This window comes from Parabacteroides hominis (assembly GCF_014287585.1).
Taxonomy (GTDB): Bacteria; Bacteroidota; Bacteroidia; order Bacteroidales; family Tannerellaceae; genus Parabacteroides; species Parabacteroides hominis.
Genome location: NZ_JACOOJ010000004.1, coordinates 24,704 through 48,228, shown reverse-complemented (window position 1 = coordinate 48,228; position 23,525 = coordinate 24,704). Strand labels below are relative to the sequence as shown.

Annotated in this window: 17 protein-coding genes and 1 CRISPR repeat array; of the genes, 9 read left to right on the top strand and 8 right to left on the bottom strand. The window is 49.3% G+C overall.

Annotation, left to right across the window (positions count from 1 at the left end; all coding sequences use genetic code 11):
* Positions 1 to 15: 15 nt before the first annotated feature.
* The 8 genes from H8S65_RS03315 to H8S65_RS03280 form a co-directional block, all read right to left on the bottom strand.
* On the bottom strand, positions 16 to 660 hold the full coding sequence (locus H8S65_RS03315; RefSeq protein WP_186928549.1) for a TetR/AcrR family transcriptional regulator: 645 nt from the start codon (positions 658 to 660) through the stop codon (positions 16 to 18).
* A 122-nt stretch (positions 661 to 782) separates the two neighbouring features.
* Positions 783 to 1,781 carry a glycoside hydrolase family 43 protein gene (locus tag H8S65_RS03310; RefSeq protein WP_186928548.1) on the bottom strand — a complete coding sequence of 333 codons (999 nt, stop codon included), beginning with the start codon at positions 1,779 to 1,781 and terminating at the stop codon, positions 783 to 785.
* 70 nt (positions 1,782 to 1,851) lie between these two features.
* Entirely contained in the window at positions 1,852 to 3,057 is a 1,206-nt protein-coding gene (locus H8S65_RS03305; RefSeq protein WP_186928547.1) for an L-serine ammonia-lyase, read from the bottom strand.
* Positions 3,058 to 3,061: 4 nt separating this feature from the next.
* Positions 3,062 to 4,192, bottom strand: a complete 1,131-nt coding sequence (locus H8S65_RS03300) for an acyltransferase family protein (RefSeq protein WP_186928546.1) — start codon at positions 4,190 to 4,192, stop codon at positions 3,062 to 3,064.
* Positions 4,193 to 4,218: 26 nt separating this feature from the next.
* Positions 4,219 to 5,334, bottom strand: coding sequence for an acyltransferase family protein (locus tag H8S65_RS03295; RefSeq protein WP_186928545.1), 1,116 nt, complete (start codon positions 5,332 to 5,334; stop codon positions 4,219 to 4,221).
* A gap of 289 nt (positions 5,335 to 5,623) precedes the next feature.
* Positions 5,624 to 7,687: a BT4734/BF3469 family protein gene (locus H8S65_RS03290; RefSeq protein WP_186928544.1), complete on the bottom strand. Its 2,064-nt coding sequence runs from the start codon at positions 7,685 to 7,687 to the stop codon at positions 5,624 to 5,626.
* A gap of 144 nt (positions 7,688 to 7,831) precedes the next feature.
* A complete protein-coding gene (locus H8S65_RS03285) occupies positions 7,832 to 8,263 on the bottom strand; it encodes a DUF6078 family protein (RefSeq protein WP_186928543.1) in 432 nt (143 codons plus the stop codon).
* Between the two features lie 218 nt (positions 8,264 to 8,481).
* Positions 8,482 to 8,883: a CRISPR direct-repeat array (repeat unit 37 nt; unit sequence GTCTTAATCCTTGTTCTACTGGAATAACCTTTCTGAC).
* Positions 8,884 to 9,129: 246 nt separating this feature from the next.
* On the bottom strand, positions 9,130 to 10,335 hold the full coding sequence (locus H8S65_RS03280) for a DUF418 domain-containing protein (RefSeq protein ID WP_186928542.1): 1,206 nt from the start codon (positions 10,333 to 10,335) through the stop codon (positions 9,130 to 9,132).
* 155 nt (positions 10,336 to 10,490) lie between these two features.
* Between H8S65_RS03280 and H8S65_RS03275 the strand changes: the two genes are divergently transcribed.
* From H8S65_RS03275 to pyrB, 9 genes are all read left to right on the top strand, one after another.
* Positions 10,491 to 11,387: a helix-turn-helix domain-containing protein gene (locus tag H8S65_RS03275; protein ID WP_186928541.1), complete on the top strand. Its 897-nt coding sequence runs from the start codon at positions 10,491 to 10,493 to the stop codon at positions 11,385 to 11,387.
* Between the two features lie 493 nt (positions 11,388 to 11,880).
* The gene (locus tag H8S65_RS03270; protein WP_186928540.1) at positions 11,881 to 12,438 is read left to right on the top strand and encodes a LemA family protein; all 558 of its coding nucleotides are present in this window, start codon (positions 11,881 to 11,883) and stop codon (positions 12,436 to 12,438) included.
* 146 nt (positions 12,439 to 12,584) lie between these two features.
* Complete coding sequence (locus tag H8S65_RS03265) at positions 12,585 to 13,409, top strand: M48 family metallopeptidase (protein ID WP_436277867.1); 825 nt, start codon at positions 12,585 to 12,587, stop codon at positions 13,407 to 13,409.
* Positions 13,410 to 13,496: 87 nt separating this feature from the next.
* Positions 13,497 to 14,669, top strand: a complete 1,173-nt coding sequence (locus H8S65_RS03260; RefSeq protein WP_186928538.1) for a M24 family metallopeptidase — start codon at positions 13,497 to 13,499, stop codon at positions 14,667 to 14,669.
* Between the two features lie 11 nt (positions 14,670 to 14,680).
* The gene (locus tag H8S65_RS03255; RefSeq protein WP_186928537.1) at positions 14,681 to 16,375 is read left to right on the top strand and encodes an alkaline phosphatase; all 1,695 of its coding nucleotides are present in this window, start codon (positions 14,681 to 14,683) and stop codon (positions 16,373 to 16,375) included.
* A gap of 306 nt (positions 16,376 to 16,681) precedes the next feature.
* Complete coding sequence (locus H8S65_RS03250) at positions 16,682 to 17,788, top strand: efflux RND transporter periplasmic adaptor subunit (protein WP_186928536.1); 1,107 nt, start codon at positions 16,682 to 16,684, stop codon at positions 17,786 to 17,788.
* Positions 17,789 to 17,799: 11 nt separating this feature from the next.
* Positions 17,800 to 20,994: an efflux RND transporter permease subunit gene (locus H8S65_RS03245; protein WP_186928535.1), complete on the top strand. Its 3,195-nt coding sequence runs from the start codon at positions 17,800 to 17,802 to the stop codon at positions 20,992 to 20,994.
* A 3-nt stretch (positions 20,995 to 20,997) separates the two neighbouring features.
* On the top strand, positions 20,998 to 22,359 hold the full coding sequence (locus tag H8S65_RS03240) for an efflux transporter outer membrane subunit (protein ID WP_186928534.1): 1,362 nt from the start codon (positions 20,998 to 21,000) through the stop codon (positions 22,357 to 22,359).
* A 197-nt stretch (positions 22,360 to 22,556) separates the two neighbouring features.
* Entirely contained in the window at positions 22,557 to 23,477 is a 921-nt protein-coding gene (pyrB, locus tag H8S65_RS03235) for an aspartate carbamoyltransferase (protein ID WP_186928533.1), read from the top strand.
* The last annotated feature ends 48 nt before the right edge of the window (positions 23,478 to 23,525 follow it).

Here is a 23,525-nt window from a genome sequence, read left to right as displayed (position 1 = left end):
GCATCCTCCTTTTATTCATTCTTTTACAGTTTGCACCTCGTCCGGCATCAGCAACCGGATCATGACATCCGTGATAAAAGCCTTTCGTTCCTGTAGAAAGTCCTCGAATTTCCGGGGATCGCCTTCAAAGAAAACACTCGTGAGCGGATTCCTTGCCAACATCGGAAAGACGATCAGGCTCATCAAGGTGGAAGCCGTATAGACCAACGGAATCTTCTTCAGCGATCCCCGCTCCATTTCCTCCTGCATCTGTTTTTGCAAAAGCAATAACGGCTTGACTTTCTCCGGATCTTTCAGGATCGTCTTGTATAAATGTTCAGGATCACGGTTAAACTCGTTCACCACAAAGATCGGAAACAGCGGATTGGCCTGAATCATCGCCGTGTACTGCTCCACGATCTTCGGAATCTTATCCAGGAAAGAGGTCGGCTCACTTACAATCACTCCGATATTGGGTAACAACGCATCCATCAATTGGCCGAAGATCGCATCGAAAAGCATCTCCTTCGTCCGGAAATAATAGTGCATGGCCGTACGGCTGATTCCGACCTCAGTAGCGATATCGCCCATTTTGGTCGCTTCATATCCTTTCCTGACAAACACCCGCTTAGCCGCTTCTATAATCCGGCTTTCCATGTCCTGAAGTTCTTCTGTACTCATCGTTATAATGTTATTAAATATTTCATCCACTATGTCTGACACATGTGTCAAAAGTAGTGTAAAAAAACAGGAACGCAATAGCTACGCTCCTGTTTTAATATCTTTTAGCGATTAATCGCTTCTTACTTATCTATTGTACGGGCGGAAACACCTTCGAATGTCATTTTAACAGGATTTATAAATCCATTCTCATCGAAAGTCATCCGGTCGATACAAGTCACACGGTGGTCGCGGGTATTGTCGTTCAGCGGACGGCGGTGGTAGACGATGTAGTAGTCTTCCGAGTTCGGAACATGCAAAACAGAATGATGTCCGGCTCCCCTCGCTATCGTCGAATCCTGCTGGAGAATGGTGGCGACACGGTCGAACGGTCCGAAAGGCGAATCGGCGATCGCGTATGCGACACAGTAATCGGGACCGGTCCAGCCTCCTTCGCTCCACATAAAATAGTACTTTCCGTTCTTCTTGAACATGAACGGGCCTTCCACATATTTATCCGGTGTCACCTCCTTGTAGACCGTTCCGTCTTCAAAAGGAACCAATCCGGTGAAGTCATCGTTCAGGAGGACAACATTGCAATGTCCCCAACCGCCGTAATACATATAGTAGCGACCGTCGTCGTCACGGAAAACGAACTGGTCGATCGGTTGTGCCCCGTTGACGATCTCGTTGATAAGCGGTTTGCCCAACAGGTCCTTGTACGGACCTTCCGGACGGTCGCTGACGGCAACTCCGATTCCTCCTACTTCGCCTTCATGCACGTCATTGGCTCCGAAGAAGAAATAATATTTGCCATCCTTATGGATGATAGACGGCGCCCACATGGCTTTCTTCGCCCACTTCACGGCGGAGGTATCGAGCACAGACGAATACTTCGTCCAGTTCACCAGATCCTTGGACGAAAAACAGTCGAAATAGGTTTGTTTCTCATACGCGTCGCTCCAAGTCGGGAATATCCAATAGGTATCGCCATAAATGATTCCTTCGGGATCGGCATACCATCCTTCGAGCACGGGATTACCGCTGGTTGCCACTTCATCTGTAGCTGCCTTTTGTTGCTTCGGCTGCCCGCAAGCCACTAAGGCAGCGGCACACAATAGCATGTATAAACTTTTTTTCATTGTACGATTTTTTTTACATTTATGATCTTGAGATTTATAATTTCTGCGTCGATGATAAATCATATTTTTTTCATTTCTGCTCCATATTCTTAGCCAACCCGCCTTCGGATGTTTCCTTATAAAGGCTCGGCAGGTCGTTTCCGGTCTGGCGCATCACTTCGACCACCTGGTCGAAACTTACCCGGTGCTTGCCATCGGAGAAGTTGGAGAAAGTGTTTGCATCCAGCGCACGAGCTGCCGCAAAAGCATTACGTTCGATACAAGGAATCTGGACCAGTCCGCAAACAGGGTCGCAGGTCAATCCCAAGTGGTGCTCCAGTCCCATTTCGGCCGCATACTCGATCTGGGCAGGCGTTCCGCCAAATAGCTGGCTGGCCGCCGCTGCCGCCATCGCACAAGCCACACCGACCTCTCCCTGGCATCCTACCTCGGCTCCGGAAACGGATGCATTCGTACGCACCACATTGCCGAACAACCCGGCAGTGGCCAACGCACGCAAGATACGGGAGTCACGGAAATCGCGAGATTCTTTCAGGTGATAGAGCACAGCCGGCATGACACCGCACGAACCGCAGGTCGGAGCAGTCACGATCTTGCCTCCGCAAGCGTTCTCCTCGGAAACGGCCAATGCATACGCATAGACCATTCCACGGCTTTTGATGCTGCTGCCGTAACCTTTGGCACGGATCATATAGTCGGATGCCTTACGCCGGATTCCCAGGCCGCCGGGCAAAATGCCTTCGGCTTCGAGTCCGTTATGGACCGCCTGTTGCATCACTTCCCATACTTCGGCCAGATAATCCCATATCTGCGGACCTTCGCACTGTTCGACATATTCCCAATAGGAATGGCCGGTTTTTTCGCACCAAGCCTGTATTTCCTTGATGGTATGCATTTCGTAGACCTGCCCCTGTGTCAACTCGTTGTAGGTTTCGTTTGCCAATGTTCCGCCCCCGATACTGTAAATCGTCCAGTTATCCAACTCCTCGCCGCTTTCGTCAAACGACTGGAACAGGATGCCGTTCGGGTGGAAAGGCAGGAACACCTTCGGTTCCCAGGTGATGTTGGTCTTGGCCACCGGGCTCAACACTTCGAGAATTGCCGCATCCGTCATGTGGCCTTTGCCTGTGGCCGCCAGACTACCATAGAGAGTGACATTAAACCGCACAGCGCCGCGATTGCGTTCCAGAAACATCCGGGCAGCACGCATCGGCCCCATCGTGTGGCTACTGGACGGCCCGTGACCGATCCGGTATATTTGCTTGATTGATTCCATTTACTTATACTTTTAAAAATATATTACGCTTATAAAGCAGCCACAAAATTACATAAATAATCAATGCGTTCGACGCTGCGATCAAAGCCGGATAGTAATTTCCCAGATATTGTTCGAGACCATGAAAAAGAGATATCCCTATACATCTGAAACTAATCACGTTAGCCAGCATATAGGCCACAATCGAATTCATGCCGTAGACTTTCAGCCAGGTCAGGTTCTTCCGATGTCCCTTATAATCGATCCAATAATAGAACACGCCCATCAGCAGGAAGCAGTAACCGCTGCTGACCAGTACCATCGAGCTCGTCCATATCTTCTTGATTACCGGAAGCTGCAACCCCCACAGCCACCCCAGGGCAACCATCGCCACGCCGATCCCTAACAGCCATTGCCATTTACGCTTCCGGTCCATCGCGCTTTTCAGGATCTGTCCGGCAAAAAGCCCGGTCAGCACCGTCACCCCGAAGTTCAGGCTGCTTAATATCCAGGTATAACGGTATGATCCGGCAAACACGACCTGCCCGTTCTCGATCACGGCAGCATCCCGGAACCGTCCCAACACGGTACGGTCCACCCATTCGGCCAGGTTTCCGTCGGGTGTGTAATTGCCACCGCCATAGCCGTCAACCGTAATGAACTGCATCGCGCCCCAATAGACCAGCAAGAGGGCAACCGCCGTCCCGATCTGTACGGAGAGCCGCACATGCAGGAACAGCATGGCCGCGATCAGGTAGCCCATCGCAATCGCCTGCAACGTGTTCGAATAAAGATAAATCCGGTCCGGGTCCAATCCCAACAGGTTTCCCTGGCACATCATACCGAAGATCCAGAGCAGGATCACCCGTTTGACGATACGGCGGTAGACCGCCCATTTATCCGGCATCGCTTTGTATCGGGACAAGGCGAACGGCATCGACACGCCCGCCATGAACATGAAGAGCGGCATCACCAAGTCCCACGAAGAGAAACCTTCCCACTGCACATGCGAGAAGCCCCACAGAAAGTCGTTATACCACGACGCGTCTATCGCACGTCCGAGAGGATGCAAAATCCCTTCCAGCGCCACCAGGCAAAACAAATCGAAGCCGCGCAACACGTCGAGCGACTCCAGGCGTTCATAAGCAGGTTTCATAATGATTTATGATTTAATTTATGATTTCACACCTTCAAGAAAATCCGTTGACGGTACAGGAAGTACAAGAATCCCCAACAAACGGCAATGTAGCCGACCGAGACGACCAACGGCTGAACGGTCTCCGGCATCAGCCCGGCAAGACCACCGAACAAAGCATCGGAAGTGAAAGAGAAGTTGACAAATTCCTGGGCCAGATAGATCGTGATAGAGTTCACGCCGATCACCTTAAAGAACAACGTCCATTTACGAAACTCCAACACATCGACAACATAAAAGAACAACGCAAACATCCACACGGAATAGGCTCCTACAACACAGACGAACGAACTTGTCCACAGGTTCTTGTTGACCGGAAAGAAAAGGCTCCAAAGCAAACCGACAGCCAGCAGGACGGCTCCGGCGACAACCAGTCCGCCCGCTTTCTTCTTATCCGTCAGCCCTTCCCGCTGCATCTTGATGAATTCACCCGTAAACATACCTAACAAGGCGGTCGCAATCGCAGGCACAGTCGATAGAATTCCTTCGGGATCATGCACCGTCAAGTGCAGGCGTCCGGGCAACAGCAACCGATCCACATAGCCGACCAGCGAACCTTCCATCGTGAAGACTCCTGCCCCACCTCCGTCCGGCGCCGGAACAAAAGCCAACAGCAACCAGTACCCGACCAGGATCGCCGCCGTGATCCAAACGCGTGTGATCGTCCGCGTATTGACAAAGATCAACGCCCCGAACATCCATGCCAAGCCGATACGCCCCAGCACGCTGGCGTAGCGCTGATGCTCAAAATCAAAATTCAGCAGTCCGTTGTAGACAAATCCCAACACCACCAGCGTCAGCCCGCGGCGGATAATCTTTTTATAGATATCGGCATCCGTCTTTCCCTGCTCCCGCTGCTTCTCCAACGAGAACGGGAACGAGATACCGGCAATAAACAGAAACAACGGGAAGATCGTGTCGTGATGTGTCAGCCCGTCCCACTTCACATGGTGCATCTGATCGGCCATCGCCTGAAAAAAAGGATTCGGAAACAACGTTGCCAACGCAACGAAAAGGGAGGCCCCTCCCATAATAAAGAACATATCAAACCCCCTCAGGGCATCCAGCGATAGCAGCCGCCGGGACTGTTTTTGTTTTTCCATATTACATATATCTAAATTACTATTGGACATAAAAATCATTCACAATATAGTTACCGCATTATATCCTTTCTCCTTAACACCATTGATATAAGCACCTAACAGATTATATTGGGATGGATACACCATGATTTATTAGACTAAGAACAATATTTGTCTCAAATATAATGGATAAAAAAAGAAAAGTCAATCTTTCCGAGGAAAATATGTTCGCAAAATTCCATTTCCAAGGCTTACCCCCTTTCCCAACCCGATGCCGTCGGGGAGGGAAAGGTTGGATTTGAAGCGGATGTTATTTGCCTACGACCAAATAGAGTTTCCCCCGGTTGGAGTTGAAAGTTATCATGTTCACTTTTTTCAAAAACCGCCCGAAATGCGGGATCTGCCCGGACGGGAGCTTCGTGCGGCTCTGCTTTTGCAAGACTTCGTAAATCTCGCCAGCAGACATTCTCGTGCCCTCCTCACGGTTGACGGCCGGACGGAAAAATCGGAAAAAGAGATCTTCGTACAATGGACGCTGTTGGAACTCCTCGTTCGCTTGCATCTGCCTCTGCTCCTCTTCGGGCATAAGCCAATAACGCTCCCCTTTGTCCAACGCCGCGACGGCTTGCGCGTAAAGCTGGTCGTATTCGACCGGTTGCGTATTGTCGATCCGGCCTTTCACTTCGATGCAGATGAAGCGGCGGCTTCCGGACGGGTCGCTCAGCAGGTCCGTGTGGTTGCTGGTCGCGATGAAAGAGGCGTAGCGACGGACGGCTTCCACTTGGGTGGCATACGGTTTGCGCAGGTTCACGATCGGTTTCTGCAACAGGTGCTTCAGGAATCCTTGGTGCTTTTCGCTGACCTGGTCGAACTCGTCGATGTTGATCAGGCAGAAACGGGTCAGGTAAAGCTCGGCATCCCGCCGTTTGCCGAAGTCGATGCTGTCCGTATAATAGGCACTCAGTCCGGGTGGAAGCAGGTTCAGGCAGAACGTGGACTTCCCGCACCCCTGCCCGCCAACCAGCAGAGGCGAAACGCTGTTGCCGTGCCTCCGGTCCCGGCCTTGCCAATGGGCGACCATCGAAAGAAACCAGATGTAGAACAGATGTTCCCAATGAGGATTATCGCAAGGTATGCGGGAGGCAAGCGGACGGATGCGGTCTTTCCCATCCCAGTCAGGCAGCCGGAAAAGGTAGTCTTCAACCGGGGCGTAGTCGCGGATACGATCCGAATGAATATACCGGCGCACGTCACGGTCCCACAGTTGCAACCCTTCTTTTTGCGCGTTCAAGGCGACGCTGTTCATCACCCGTTCGGTCACAGGCCGGTAGTCGAAACAGAATGTGTTCCGCTCGCGATACTCCACCCCGCCGGTCATCGTGTTGAACCGGAAGTCGTAGCGCCTGCCCATAAACTCTTCCGTTTTCAACGCCTGTAGCTGTTCGGGTTTGCTCAGCGCATGCAGCCCGAAGCCTTTTTCCGACAGGTAGGCGTGTCCGATCGTCTCGCGCACTTCGACTTCCGCGAGCAAGTTTCTGAAATAGAGCAACGTCCATTTCACGCATTCCTCCTCCTCGATGCCCGCCCCGAAACAGAGTTTGCCGATATGGACCAGCACGGGCTTGAAATCCGGCTTGTCGCCCAACTCGCCATACTTTTCCACGGCCTGCTCCAAAGCCAGTTCATACTGCACGGACAGGTAACGGTAACGCTCGGAAAGAGACCTCACAGCGTTTTCAGGCGGGACAAGCTTGTCATACTTTTCCTGATAGAAACTTTCTTCAGGCATTTCCGCTGGCTGCTCGATATGGATGGTCAGCGCAGCGGGATTATAATACACATCCTCGTCAAAACTCATCCTGCACCCCCGTTCGAGCACCGGCTCCTTCAGTTCCACCGGGTAAGAGAGGCGCGGTTCGTAGGTCTTGAGCGCGTGGCGGTAGGCGTGCGCGTGAAACAACTCCGCCTCCCTCCGCAGGCGCGGCAACGAACCGTCAGGGCGTGTATAAGGTATCACGAACTTCACGCTCCGGCCACTCGACCCGACCATCGCGAACAGCGTCTGCGGGTATCCGGCAATCTTCCGGCGCAAAGACTCCGCTTCCGCCTTGCCGCCCAGCCGGTTTACTTCCAGCAAGACCCATCCGTTATATTCTTTCATCACGTCCTTGCGAAATGTTCCGGCAAACAACAGTTGCGGCAGTTTTTGCGTGAATGTATAACGGCGGTTCGGCTGAGCGCACCGTAGCCTTTCCCTGAACCGCCCGACCTCCTCCTTCGTCTTTTCACTTTTGACCAATTCGACGACCGCTTCCATCTCCAGCGCCCGTTGCGCCAACTGTTTCTGATATATTTTTTGCTTTGTGACTTTCATTGCTTGCATAATTAGGTTTCCCGAATCCGATAAAAAGTTTCACTTTGTTTCCCTTAGGTGAAACAAAAGTTTCATGCAGAGGGAACAAAAGTTTCCCGCAAGTGAAACTAAAGTTTCATACCTATGAAACTAACAGTAACCGCCCTACCATTCATAATCGAGCTGGTAGCTGTCGAAAACAAGTTCGCTTGCAATGCCGAATTTCCGGAACACGCCTTCCACATACACTTGGTCTTCCGGCCTGAAACAACGTTGCTTCCGCATCAAACGATAAAAATGAGTTTTTCCAAAATGGCTTAGCATACAATGTCTCACGTCCTTTACCGCCCGGTAAGGCAAGCGGTCCCAAACGCCCGTCATGCCGTATGCATATTTGAGTACATGGCAAGCCTTGAATTGCCCGCATCCTTCGTCGGAAGAGATGGATAACGGATTGACGACACATACAACGGAACGTTCTCCCGACACGCATCCCGCCACCTGATAGCGTAAGCACTCGCCTGCCCGGCGGCAATCGCTTTTATAACACAATGCAAACCGGGAAGGGACTTGAACGGATTCATTTTTTTCCAACATAGCTTTCTTTTTTAGATTTCTACAAATATAAGCATTTCAGAAGTCAAAAACAAACTTTTTAAAACAATATCATCAAAAAAGTGATAGTAAATCATATTTTTCGTATTTATACAATTTACTACAACAACCATCACAATTCATTATTATTCAATTCATATAGTACTTACAGTGGCAGCAGTGTCAGTAAACGGATATTTTATCTATTATGAAGGGAGCTGTTTTTAATCCTTGTTCTACTGGAATAACCTTTCTGACTCTAATTTATCTAAACAAGCAGAAAAATTATCTTTGTCTTAATCCTTGTTCTACTGGAATAACCTTTCTGACTATCGAACTGAGACGCGTAAGCGTTAAGGTCGAACAGGTCTTAATCCTTGTTCTACTGGAATAACCTTTCTGACCATTTTAAGACACGAATTTAACGATGCCGAAAACGGTGTCTTAATCCTTGTTCTACTGGAATAACCTTTCTGACATCATCCAGAGTTGGATATCATATTGTCCCTAAAAGTCTTAATCCTTGTTCTACTGGAATAACCTTTCTGACTATCAGAACTATGCCGGATGGAACACCGGCAAGAGGGTCTTAATCCTTGTTCTACTGGAATAACCTTTCTGACAGCAAAAACACCAACTTGCTATCTATCAACCACCTTGTTCCACTTTTTCACATAAGCCACTTTCGTTTTCACAAAAATTAGCTTTGTTTTAAACAGATGCAAAGATAGTAATAATATTAATATATCAAAGAACTCAAAGGAAGTATTCCCAAAGGCGAATCAACTATCAGTAAACGAACAGCTTTCGTCAGAAAAACAAGGTATTTTTGTTGTGCATGATGATATCCAATTCGATCTTCTGCCCGATCACCGTACCAGCGGTTGCCACTTCATATAAGTGCCGGTCCGCCACAACCACTCCATCGGGCCGAAACGGAAACCTTTCAACCAATAATGGCTAATCGCGATCTGTACGCCTGTATAAGCAAGACAAACCAATACGCTCAGGAAAACGCCCAGATTGCTCCAATCCAGCCCGAAACCGGAAAATATAAAGACACCGGCCACAGACTGCACGATATAATTCGTCAATCCCATGCGGCCATAGCTGACCAATGGCGCCATTGCCCGCTGCACCTTCTGCAAACGATATGCCTCTATCACGACGATCACCCATAGATAAGCGGTCAGCAGATTAATCAGATTCGTCGTTGTCGAGCTCATCCACGAAAAGTAAGAAACCTCTCCCCAGGCAACAGGCGGAAGGTAAGAGCGCGCCACATACAGCAAGCCCAATCCTGCAAGGGCAAACAAGGCCCAACGGTTCAACCGGTTGCGAAACTCGCCCAGACGTTCGAACAGGCGAATACGCCCTACGATAAACCCTAAAATGAAAAGCCCCAACGTCTGGTAGATACGCCCGCTTGCCACCTGAAACCTCATTTTTCCGACCAGTCCGTTCCAAGCGTTGTTTTCAATCGTTTCAGACAGCGTCGGAGCTTGTCGGGGACCAGCCGGACGGGAAGCAGCTCTTTCGGAGACATGTTCCACCTGCTCCACCACCGGAGCCGTCAGGCTTTTATAGACCACCGGGACAAGCGAAGCGCCTCCTAAGAAGAGAAACAGCGTAATCCCCGCCAGTAGCTTGGTCGGCCATTTATACATCAACACCAAAATGAAACCCAGTATCGCATATATCAGCAAGATGTCCACCCGGACAATCAAGCCGTGCAAATAACCGATCGCCAACAACAGAACCAGCCTCCACAAGAAGCGGGGACGGAAGTCGAGTCCCTTCTTCGCCGCCCGGTCCATCTGGATAAAGAAACTTAAACCGAACAGGCAAGAGAAGATAATGAAGAATTTCCCGAAAACCAGATAATTGATAAGCCAACTGAAAATCTCGTTTAGCGTCCCTTCCCACGGGAACACAGCCTGGGGCGTCATCGTCCCTATAGCTCCAAAATGTTGCATCGAATGAATCAGGCAAATGCCGATAAGAGAAAAACCGCGCAGGGCGTCGATCACCGTAATACGCCCGCCGGAAGCAGGCAATGTTTTTGTCATTTCCATATATCTAAATTTATATTTGATTTTCATCCGTTTTCTTCCGGGAGCAAAATTACGGGATGCCAACGAAACAAAAGAGATATAAATTACGGTTCGGCGGATATTTTTTACTGTAAAAACACTTATATTTGCAAAAACAGCGAATAAACAGAATAGACATGGACAATATTTTATTGTTAAATACAATCAAGGACTACAATGATTTCATGCAAGTCGAAACCCTGCATCCGCTGGTCAGTGTCATCAATATGTCAACTATTCCCCCGTTGCGGCATGCACGCAAGAATATGGGGATCTACACGATTTACCTGAAGGATGTCAAATGCGCCGACTTCATCCAGTACGGACGCAGGCAATATGACTACCAAGAAAACACCTTGGTATTTATCGGACCGGGACAAATCATCGGGAACAACGACAACGGCGAAACGTTCCAGCCCAAAGGATGGTGCCTGGCCTTTCATCCCGAGCTGCTGCACGGCACGTCCCTCGGCCGGCACATACAAGAGTATACTTTCTTCTCGTATGCCGTAAACGAAGCCCTGCATATCTCGAAACAGGAACGCGAGACACTGATCGACTGCATGATGAAAATCGACGAAGAGATCAAAGGGGCGACAGACAAGCATAGCAACCAGATCATCGTATCTACCATCGAACTGTTCCTTAATTATTGCATCCGCTTCTACGACCGGCAGTTTGTCACGCGCAAGAAGGAGGGCAAGGACATCCTCCATTCTTTCGAAACACTGCTGAACGGTTATTTTGTTTCCGAGAAGCCGCAATCGTTCGGAACGCCAACCGTCGCTTATTGCGCTGATCAGTTGCATCTGTCAGCCAATTATTTCGGGGATCTGATCAAAAAGGAAACCGGACGTTCGGCACAGGAATACATTTTATCGAAAACGATGGAGGTGGCAAAAGACTTGCTCGCCGACCGGTCCAGATCCATTAGCGATATAGCCTACACCTTAGGTTACCAGTATCCCCAATATTTCAGCAAAGCGTTCAAACGGGTTGTCGGGACTTCTCCGAATGAATACAGGATGTTGTAACAAATAAGTTTCTTTTTTGGAAAACAAAAAGGAATAAGTTATCTTTGTCATGTATATAAACAAGAACAGATCAAAATTATGACACAACTGATTGTTGAAATAGAAGACCCATCTGTAGTGGCCAATATAAAGAAAGCCATCAGTATGTTACGCGGAGTTTCAAAAGTGCATGTAAAAAAAATACAATTCCTAATATTCAAACGCGCCAAGCCATTCATGAAATTGAAACTGGAGACACTATAAAATGTAGTTCATTTGAAGATTATCTTGATAAAGTAAAAGAATGAAATACACACTCGAATTTACCCATCAATATCTAAAAGATCTTAAACAGGCTCGTCGACGACAGTTAGATGAATCAAAACGAGATGAAGGACGACTCATATTAGCTTTGGTTCGGAATGGATCACATAGCGACCTGTTTTAGGATCCAGGAGAAACAATATTGTAAATTAATTCGTATGTTTGCAGGCATAATCTAAATATATAGACAATGACAGTAATCATTTTAATAGCAGTGATCGTGATCCTGGCAATCTGGATCGTTTCTTTGTATAATTCGTTAGTGAAATTGCGTAACAACCGTGAGAACGCATTTGCCGACATCGACGTGCAACTCAAGCAACGCCATGACCTTATCCCGCAGTTGGTCGAAACGGTCAAAGGCTATGCCTCGCACGAGAAAGAGACGCTGGAACGCGTCATTAACGCCCGCAACGGAGCGATCAGCGCCAAAACGATCGACGACAAGATCGTGGCAGAAAACGCATTGAGCTCCGCTCTTTCCGGATTGAAAATCACCCTCGAAGCCTATCCGGACCTGAAAGCCAACCAGAACTTCTTGCAGTTGCAGGAAGAAATTTCCGACCTGGAAAACAAGTTGGCTGCCGTACGCCGCTATTTCAATTCGGCAACGAAAGAACTGAATAACGCAGTCGAGACATTCCCGTCCAACCTGATCGCCGGCATGTTCGGTTTCAAGAAAGAGATCATGTTCGATCTGGGCGAACAACGCGCGACACTCGAAGAAGCACCAAAAATCAAGTTCTAAGGATGCAATACGTCGGTATACAAACCCAACAGAGCAGGAACAACTTCCGGTCCCTGCTCTTGCTTTGCTTGTTTCCCTGCCTGGTGATGGGACTGCTTTTTGCGTTCTGCTACCTGCTCCACCTGTTGGCGATGAACGACGACGGCATGACGGGGGCCGAGATATTAAGATATTCCACCGGAATGTTCATCCATTTGGCGCCATACGTGTTGGGCGGCGTACTCATGTGGTTCATCATCGCCTATTTTGCCAATACGAGCATCATCAACTCGGCAACCGGTTCCGAACCTTTGTCGAGAATGGAAAACAAAAGGGTATATAACTTAGTGGAAAACCTGTGCATGAGCCAGGGGATGAAAATGCCCAAGATCAATATCATCAACGACGATTCGCTGAACGCTTTTGCAAGCGGCATCAACGAAAGGACTTACACCGTCAGCCTCTCGCGGGGGATCATCGACAAGTTGGACGACCAAGAACTGGAAGCGGTCATTGCACACGAGCTGTCGCATATCCGCAACAAGGACGTGCGCCTGATGATCGTATCGATTGTCTTTGTCGGCATCTTTGCCATGCTCGCACAGATGGCCATGCGTTCCGTCTACTACTCGTCGATGAGCCGCAGGAGAGACGAGAAAAACAACACTGCGATCATCATCGTCTTAGTCATGGTTGTTGCAGCCATCGGCTATTTCTTCTCCATGCTGATGCGTTTCGCCATCTCGCGCAAACGGGAATACCTGGCCGATGCCGGGGCTGCCGAGATGACCAAGAATCCGCTCGCCCTTGCCAGCGCACTGCGGAAAATATCGGCCGATCCCGACATCGAAGCCGTCAAACGGGAAGACGTAGCCCAGCTTTTCATCCAGCATCCGGGCAAACAAGCCCAAAGCGCATTGAGCGGTTTAAGCGGACTTTTCGCCACTCATCCGCCCATCGAAAAGCGGATACAAGTGCTCGAACAATTCTAAATTTAATCAAGAATTAATATCCAAAATCATTCCAATCCCGGCATTAATTTAATATCTTTGATGCCGGATAAAAATTAAGTGTTGGAAATGATACAAAAAGAATTGATTGGCGATCTCAAGCTGAAATGGGATCGCATGCAACAGGCGATGCGAAAAATAAACGCCGACGGATGCCTGCTCACCGTAGATGTAAACCTGTATTATACAACCGGACGTGTCTATAGCGGATACTTCTACCTTCCGGCAGAAGGCGCTCCCTGGTTCTTCGTGAAACGCCCGAACGGCTTGGTACACGACCATGTGGAATATATCCGCAAACCGGAACAGATGGCCGAACTGTTCGTGTCCCACGGACTGGAAATGCCGGAAAAGCTCTTGCTCGAAGCCGACGAACTGACATACAACGACTATATACGCCTGCAAAAGATCTTCAATCCGAAAGAGACCGGAAACGCTACCACAATGATGCGTGAGCTGCGCCGGATAAAGACGCCGCACGAGATCCAGATGTTCCGTATCTCAGCCGAACGCCACGCCAAGACATACGCCGAAATTCCCGAATGTTTCCGTCCCGGAATGACAGACCTCGAATTCCAGTATGAAATAGAAAAGCGGATGCGCAAGAACGGTTCCATCGGGCTGTTCCGCGCTTTCGGCGCTAATATGGATATCTTTATGGGAAGTATCCTGGCGGGAGAAAACGCCGAAGTCCCCTCTCCTTTCGACTTTGCCTTAGGCGGAGGCGGCATCGACGCATCCTGCCCGTTAGGTGCGAACGGGACGGTCCTGAAAGAAGGGACGGCCATTATGGTGGACATGGCGGGAAACTATACGGCTTATATGACGGATATGACACGTGTGTTCTCCGTTGGCCGCCTGACCGAGCTTGCTTACCGGGCGCATCAGACCGCACTCCTTATCGAAAGCGAAATAGAAAATATCGCCCGGCCGGGAACACCCTGTGCCGAACTGTATGAGATAGCCGCCAAAATCACCGAAAACCAGGGACTCGGCGCTTACTTCATGGGAACCAAGCAACAAGCCAAATTCGTAGGACACGGCATCGGCATCCAGATAAACGAGCTCCCGGTACTTACGCCCCGCTCGAAAGAGGTGCTGGAACCGAACATGGTATTCGCGCTCGAACCCAAATACGTAATACCGGGTGTCGGCGCCGTCGGCATCGAAAACAGTTTCCTGGTTACGGAAACCGGGCTGGAGAAGATTACGCAATTTACAGAAGATATCATACAACTATAAATAGTAAGAACATGAAAAAAACAATTACACTTCTCCTGTTACTGGCTGTCATCTTCGTGCCGGTAAAGGCTCAGGATGTAGAAAACGTAAAGCCGGTGAAGAATGTCATTCTTCTGATTCCGGACGGTACATCACTGGCTACAGTTTCCATGGCGCGTTGGCTGCAATGGTACACCAACCCCGACAAGCCGAAATTGAACATCGACCCGTATCTCTGCGGTACGGTCCGCACGCATTCTTCGAATGCCCCGATCGGCGACTCGGCTCCTACGACTTCCTGCTACATGACGGGACAGCCCAGCCGCACAGGCTACGTTTCCACTTATCCGGAGAACGACGGCGACAACGACATCTACCCGACCGATCCGGCACGCGCTTTCCAACCGTTGACAACCGTCCTGGAAGCCGCCAAAATAAAACAGGGCAAATCAACGGGACTGGTTTTCACCTGCGAATTTCCGCATGCGACACCGGCCGACTGCTCCGCCCACAGTTACAACCGTGGCAAATATGAATGGATCGCCCCGCAGATGGCTCATAACGACCTGAACGTAGTGATCGGCGGTGGCGTCAGCCTGCTTCCCGAAGAAAGCGAAGCCTACCTGAAAGGTAACGGATACGGTGTCTTCAAGAATGACATCGACGGTATGCGTAATTACAAGGGCAACAATATGTGGGCCTTGTTCGGAGACAAGGAAATGGCTTATGACATCGACCGCGACCCGGCCCAACAGCCTTCTTTGGAAGAAATGACACGCAAAGCGATCGAAAAATTATCCCAGAACCCGAACGGCTTCTTCTTGATGGTTGAAGGCAGCAAGGTCGACTGGGCTGCTCACGCTAACGACCCGGTCGGCATGGCTACCGATTTCTTAGCTTATGACCGTGCTTGCGGTGCTGCTCTCGAATTTGCCCGCCAGAATGGTGAGACTGCCGTTATCATGGTTCCCGACCACGGCAACAGCGGTATCAGCATCGGACGTCGTGACTGCAAAGGCTACGACAAACTGAGCAAGGAACAACTCTTCCACCAGTTTTCTCTGTATAAGCTGACAGCCGAAGGCTTTGCCAAGAAGGTGAACAGTGTTCCGGCTTCCGAAGTCCAGAACGTATTCCGCACGTATGCAGGTTTCGAACTGACACCGGAAGAGTTGGATGCTTTAAACCATTGCAAAGACTATAAGAACAGCCCGATACCGCAAAGCGAACGTTCGACCGAAGGCAAAGGTTCCTTATACAGCGGTTCCCTGACTTCTTTCATGTCTCAACTGCTGACTTCACGCACTTGTTTCGGCTTCACAACCGGAGGTCATACAGGTGAAGAAGTATTTCTTGCCGCCTACCATCCGGACCAGGGAAGCCTGCCTCTCGGCATGCACACGAATATTGAGCTGAACCATTATCTCTGCGCCTTGTTCGGCATGACGCACGACACGCTGGAAGACCTGACAGCCGGAAACTTCGCTCCTCACACGGAAGTATTCAAAGATTTCAAATGTGAAATAGTTCCGGCCAAAGACGAAAAAGGTTCTCCTTCATTGGTTGTAAAGAACAAAAAGAAACAAATCAATATCACGCCGTTCAGCAACATCGTGACGATCGGAAAGAAAGGCCAGGAAGAAATCCGCCTGAATTCGGTAATCGTATATGTTGACAAAAACAACACATTCTATCTGCCGACCAAACTGGTAGAATATCTGCAATAAAAATAAAGACGACGAAGGTGTGTCAAAACTGCCTTGTTCCCGCGCTTGACGCGGGGACAAGTACATTTTGACACACCGCTGTCTCTCCCGTGAATCCCAATATACTTCCATTAACCGATCCTGTCCTTCCAAACACCCGATTTACAAACCACATAGCAGTATGTTATAGTTATTTGTTTTTTTTCAATCATTCTTTTATTAAAATATCTATACAGTATCAATACGGGAGATTTATATAGAAATTCAGACAAATTATACCGATCTTTTTTGAAATACATTTGCGTCATTTCTAAATAATAAACGAATATGACAAGAGCAAATGCAAAATGGATACGGCTGATGGCAGTTATCGGCTGTACGACTATGTGGATGGCATCCTGCAAACATGCACCGGATGCGCAGATGAAAGCATCTTACGCGACGATGAAAGTTTCTACGGCTGACAAAGAGCTGACAACACCTTATTCGGCCACGATCCGCGGTCGCCAGGATATAGATATTTATCCGCAAGTATCAGGAACTATCGAGCGACTTTGTGTAACGGAAGGACAGGTTGTACGGAAAGGACAATTACTTTTCGTCATAGACCAGGTTCCTTATAAGGCTGCCTTAAAAACAGCCCAGGCAAACGTGGAAGTGGCAAAAGCAGCTTTGGCTACCGCCGAACTGAACTACAGCAGCACAAAAGAACTGTTTGCGAAAAAGGTTGTTTCCGCTTTTAACCTGAAAACAAGCGAAAACAGTTACCTGACCGCCAAAGCACAGTTGGTTCAGGCCGAAGCCCAGGAACTGAACGCCCGCAACAATCTGTCTTATACGGAAGTCAAAAGTCCGACCGACGGAGTTGTCGGTATGTTGCCTTACCGTGCCGGGGCACTGGTCAGCGCCAGTATTCCCCAACCGCTGACAACGGTTTCGGACAATTCGAACATGTATGTCTACTTCTCCATGACGGAAAACCAGTTGCTGGCCATGAGCCGCCAATACAAAAGCATGGATGAAGCCCTGGAAAACATGCCGGAAGTGTCGTTGAAACTGAACGACCAGTCTATTTACGAACAGAAAGGAAAGATCGAATCGATCAGCGGAGTGATCGACCGGAAGACCGGGACAGTCGGCGTGCGTGCCGTATTCCCCAACGAATCCCGCCTGCTTCATAGCGGAGCCTCCGGCAATGTGCTCATACCGCAGGCTTACAAAGACTGTATCGTCATACCTCAGGGCGCAACAGTCCGCATGCAGGACAAGACGATTGTCTACAAAGTAGTGGACGGCAAAGCCGTTTCCACATTAATTACCGTGGCTGAAATCAGCGACGGTCGTGAATACATCGTACTCGACGGATTGAAGGTGGGCGAAGAGATCGTATCCGAAGGAGCCGGATTAGTACGTGAAGGAACGCAAGTTAAATAAAGGATCGAAGTATGAAAGGAAATATTTTTATCAAACGGCCCGTTATGGCCATCTCCATCTCCATTCTTATTTTGGCGATCGGACTGATTTCGCTCTTTACCTTGCCGGTCGAGCAATATCCTGACATTGCGCCGCCTACGGTCCACGTATCGGCTACTTATACCGGTGCAGATGCCGACGCAGTGATGAACAGTGTCATCATGCCGCTGGAAGAAAGTATCAACGGTGTGGAAAACATGATGTACATGACTTCCACTTCCACCAATGCAGGCTCGGCAAGTATCGAAATATATTTCAAACAAGGGACGGATCCTGACATGGCGGCTGTCAACGTACAGAACCGTGTAACGAAAGCCCAGGGTTTATTGCCCGCCGAAGTAACCCGTATCGGCGTCAGCACCCAGAAACGACAGACCAGTTTCTTGCAGATCGACGCACTTGTCTGTACCGATGGACGTTATGACAAGACATTTCTCGGAAACTACCTTGACATCAACGTTATCCCGCGTATCAAACGTATTGAAGGCGTAGGCGATGTAATGGAATTGGGCGATACCTACAGTATGCGTATCTGGCTGAACCCCGAACGAATGGCCCAATATGGATTGGTTCCTTCGGACGTGACTTCCATATTAGGAGAACAGAACATCGAGGCGCCGACCGGTTCGCTGGGTGAAAATTCGAAAAACGTTTTCCAATACACAATGAAATACCGCGGACGTTTGAAGAGTGTGGAAGAATTCCAGAATATCGTTGTCCGGGCCCAGGAAGACGGTTCTGTTTTACTCTTGAAAGATGTCGCCAAGGTCGAGTTGGGAACATTGAGCTACGGTTTCGACAGCCAGATGGACGGTAAACCGGCCGTGACATTCATGATCTACCAGGTAGCCGGCTCCAATGCTACGGAAGTAAACGAGCGTATTGCCGCCGAGTTGGATAAGATGAAAGATGAATTGCCTACAGGAACGGAATTTATCACGATGATGAGTTCCAACGACTTCCTTTTCGCTTCTATATATAATGTAGTAGAAACGCTGATCGTGGCGATTCTTCTGGTAATCCTTGTGGTGTATTTCTTCCTGCAGGATTTAAAGAGTACGTTGATCCCGTCTATTTCGATCATCGTTTCGTTGATCGGTACATTCGCCTGCTTGACTGCCGCCGGATTTACAATCAATATCTTGACTCTATTCGCATTAGTGCTTGCCATCGGTACGGTGGTGGACGACGCGATCGTAGTGGTGGAAGCCGTACAGGCGAAATTCGATTCGGGCTACACCTCGTCCTACCAGGCCACGAAAGATGCGATGGGCGACGTAACGATGGCCGTTGTCTCCTGTACCTGCGTGTTCATGGCCGTGTTCGTGCCGGTAACTTTCATGGGTGGTACTTCCGGTATCTTCTACACGCAATTCGGTGTAACGATGGCGACCTCAGTAGGTCTTTCCATGATTTGTGCATTGACGCTCTGCCCTGCCCTATGTGCCATGATGATGCGTCCGAGCGATGGAAAAAAGAGTGCCAAAAGTATTAACGGTCGTGTGCGTGCCGCCTACAATGCCTCTTTCAACGCGGTGTTGGGTAAATACAAAAAAGGCGTCATGTTTTTCATCCATCACCGTTGGATGGTATGGACCGGAATGATCGCAGCCGTTATCCTGTTAGGATGGCTCATCAGCAATACCAAGACAGGTCTTGTCCCGCAAGAAGACCAGGGAGTCATTATGGCGAATGTAGCCATTGCTCCGGGTAGCACGCTGGAAGAGACAGGCAAGGTACTGGACAAGGTAGAGGACATCCTGAAGAACACACCGGAAGTAGAACATTACTCCCGCGTAGCCGGTTACGGCTTCCTGGCAGGCCAGGGTACTTCCTACGGTATGGCGATCATCCGTTTGAAAAACTGGAATGAAAGAAAAGGGGCCGAACATGTTTCCGATGCTGTGGTGACCCGCCTGAACGCACAATTCGCCCAAATCAAAGAGGCGCAGATATTCTGTTTCCAGCCGGGTATGATTCCGGGCTATGGTCTGGGAAACTCCATCGAGTTGAACTTGCAGGACCGTACAGGTGGAGATATGAGCACCTTCTACGGCAACGCCATGCAATATATCGGGGCTTTGAACCAACGTCCCGAAGTGGCGATGGCTTATACCTCTTATGCCATGAACTTCCCGCAGATATCGGTCGATGTGGACGCTGCCAAATGTAAACGGGCCGGCATTTCACCTTCGACGGTTCTCGACGTATTGGGTAGTTATTGCGGTGGCGCATACGTTTCCAACTACAACCAATTCGGAAAAGTATATCGCGTGATGTCGCAAGCCTCACCTGAATACCGTCTTGACGAGCAAGCCCTGAACAATATGTTCGTCCGCAACGGGACGGAAATGGCTCCTATCAGCCAGTTCGTAACCCTGAAACGGGTACTCGGACCTGAAGTGGCCAACCGTTTCAACCTCTTCAGCTGTATCACGGTCAATGTGAACCCGGCACCGGGATATTCCACAGGTGAAGTGCAACAGGCCATCGAAGAAGTGGCTGCCCAAATGTTGCCGACAGGATACGGGTACGAATATGGCGGTATGGCGCGTGAAGAGGCCAATACCGGAGGCTCGCAAACTCTCTTTATCTATGCGGTCTGTATCTTGCTTATCTACTTGATCCTGGCTTGCCTGTACGAAAGTTTCCTTGTGCCTTGGGCCGTTATCCTGTCCGTTCCGTTCGGATTGATGGGTTCGTTCCTGTTCGCCAAACTGTTTGGATTGGAAAATAACATTTACTTGCAAACCGGTGTAATCATGCTGATCGGACTTTTGGCCAAGACAGCGATTTTGATCACCGAGTTCGCCATCGAACGCCGCCGTAAAGGGATGGGTATCGTCGAGTCGGCTTATTCGGCCGCACAAGCCCGTTTGCGTCCGATTTTGATGACCGTACTTACGATGATCTTCGGTATGCTTCCGCTTATGTTCGCATCCGGAGCCGGAGCCAACGGCAACAGTTCATTAGGAACAGGTGTTGTCGGCGGTATGGCAGTCGGAACATTAGCATTGCTGTTCGTCGTGCCGGTATTCTACATCATTTTCGAATACATGCAAGAAAGAATCCGTCCGCCGATGGAAGTGGAAACCGATATGCAAGTTGCGTTGGAAAAGCAAAAGAGCCAAAACGAACGTGACGGTTTAAACAATGAAAATAATTAAGGTATGAAGAAAATAATCGTATTGACAACCGCAACCGCTCTGTTGAGCAGTTGCGGCATATACACTAAATATCAACCGGCCGAAACGACTCCGGACAACCTGTACGGAGAAGAGGTGGCTGTCGATGATACGACCAACTTCGGTAATGTGAACTGGCGGGAACTTTTTACGGACCCGCAATTGCAGGCTCTTATCGAACAAGGGTTACAAAACAACACCGACCTCCGGTCCGCTCAATTGCAGATCGAGGAAGCGGAAGCGGCGTTAATGTCGGCGAAGCTCGCTTTTCTACCTTCGTTCGCACTTTCCCCGCAAGGAACGATCAGCAGTTTCGACGGAGGAAAAGCGACTAAGACATACACGTTGCCCGCCACAGCCAGTTGGGAACTGGACATTTTCGGACGTCTGCGCAATGCCAAGCAACAGAGCAAAGCGCTGTATGCCCAAAGCAAGGACTACCAGCAGGCCGTGCGTACCCAATTGATAGCCGGGATCGCCAACGTATACTATACATTGTTGATGCTGGATGAGCAGTTAGCCATTTCGCAACAGACAGAAGAAGCCTGGAAAGAGACGGTGGCTTCTACCCGCGCATTGATGGATGCCGGATTAGCCAATGAGGCGGCCACTTCCCAAATGGAAGCGGCTTACTACAGCGTGCAGACTTCCATTCTCGACCTGAAAGAGCAGATCAACCAGGTCGAAAACAGTCTCGCCCTGTTGCTCGCAGAAACCCCACGCCGCTACGAACGTGGAAAGTTGGCTGACCAGCAGCTTCCGGAAGACGTGGCAGTCGGCGTACCGATGCAAATGTTGTCGAACCGTCCCGATGTGCGTGCTGCCGAACGTTCGCTGGAACAGGCATTTTACATGACCAACCAGGCTCGTGCAGCATTCTATCCTTCCATCGTACTGAGCGGAAGTGCCGGATGGACCAACTCGGCAGGAAGCATGATCGTCAATCCGGGTAAATTCCTGGCTTCGGCAGTCGGCTCACTTACACAGCCGTTGTTCAACAAAGGGCAGATCATGGCTCAATACAAAATAGCCAAAGCACAGCAGGAAGAAGCAAGTCTGGCATTCCAACAATCTTTGCTGAATGCCGGTAGCGAAGTCAACGACGCTTTGGTGGCCTGCCAGACAAGCAAGGCCAAAACCGTCCTGTTCGAAAAGCAAATCCAATCCTTGGAAAAGGCATTGGAAAGCACATCGTTGCTGATGGAGCACGGTACGACTACCTACCTGGAAGTACTGACCGCCCGCCAGTCCTTGTTGAGTGCACAGCTGTCGCAAACAGCTAACAGGTTCACCGAGATACAAAGCGTGATAAACCTTTATCAAGCTTTGGGAGGCGGTAGAGAATAAGAAAACATTTTTTATCCATAAAAGCCAAAAACCTTTTAAACCGGACCTTTTACCTATTTCATAGGACCTGTTTCAGAAAAGTATACCAACTTTGACGAAACAGGTCCTTTTTTATCAAGTGAAAAATAACCGGAGCCATGATATTGTCTATGCATTTTTTTATACTTTTGTAGGCATAAGACAGAATATACACAACAATGAAAAGTAAAAGTTTAGTTTCTATCGATCAATGTTCCAAAGAGGACATTCTTCGTATTCTGGATAACGCCAGGAAGTTTGAAGCAAATCCGAACCGTAAAGTGCTGGAAGGCAAAGTTGCAGCGACCTTGTTCTTCGAACCTTCCACCCGCACACGCCTGAGCTTTGAGACTGCGGTGAACCGATTGGGTGGTCGTGTGATCGGTTTCTCCGACGCTTCAACGACCAGTTCCTCCAAAGGCGAAACACTGAAAGATACCATCCTGATGGTAAGCAACTACGTCGATCTTATCATTATGCGCCACCATCTGGAAGGTGCTGCCCGCTATGCTTCGGAGATCACGGACGTGCCTATCATCAATGCCGGCGACGGAGCAAACCAGCATCCTTCCCAAACCATGCTGGACCTCTATTCCATCCAAAAGACACAAGGCAAGCTGACCGACCTCAACATCACGATGGTAGGCGACCTGAAATACGGACGTACCGTGCATTCGTTAATCGTAGGCATGTCTCATTTCAACCCGACATTCAACTTCGTCGCACCGAACGAACTCCGCATGCCGGACGAACAGAAGAACTTCTGCGACAAACATGGCATCAAATACAACGAATATACCGAATTTACGGAAGACATCATCAACCAGACGGATATTCTGTATATGACCCGTGTACAACGCGAACGTTTCACCGACCTGGAAGAATACGAACGTGTAAAGAATGTGTATATCCTGAAGAATGACATGCTGAAAAACAGCCGCGAGAACCTGCGCATCCTGCATCCGCTGCCTCGCGTGAACGAAATCGCTTATGATGTGGACGATAATCCGAAAGCCTACTATATCCAGCAGGCACGTAACGGACTGTTCGCCCGTCAAGCCATTATCTGCGAAGTATTGGGTATTTCCGTTGAAGATTAAGAATCCTGTTTCTTAATTTTCAATTTATAATCATCAAATTTCAATTAA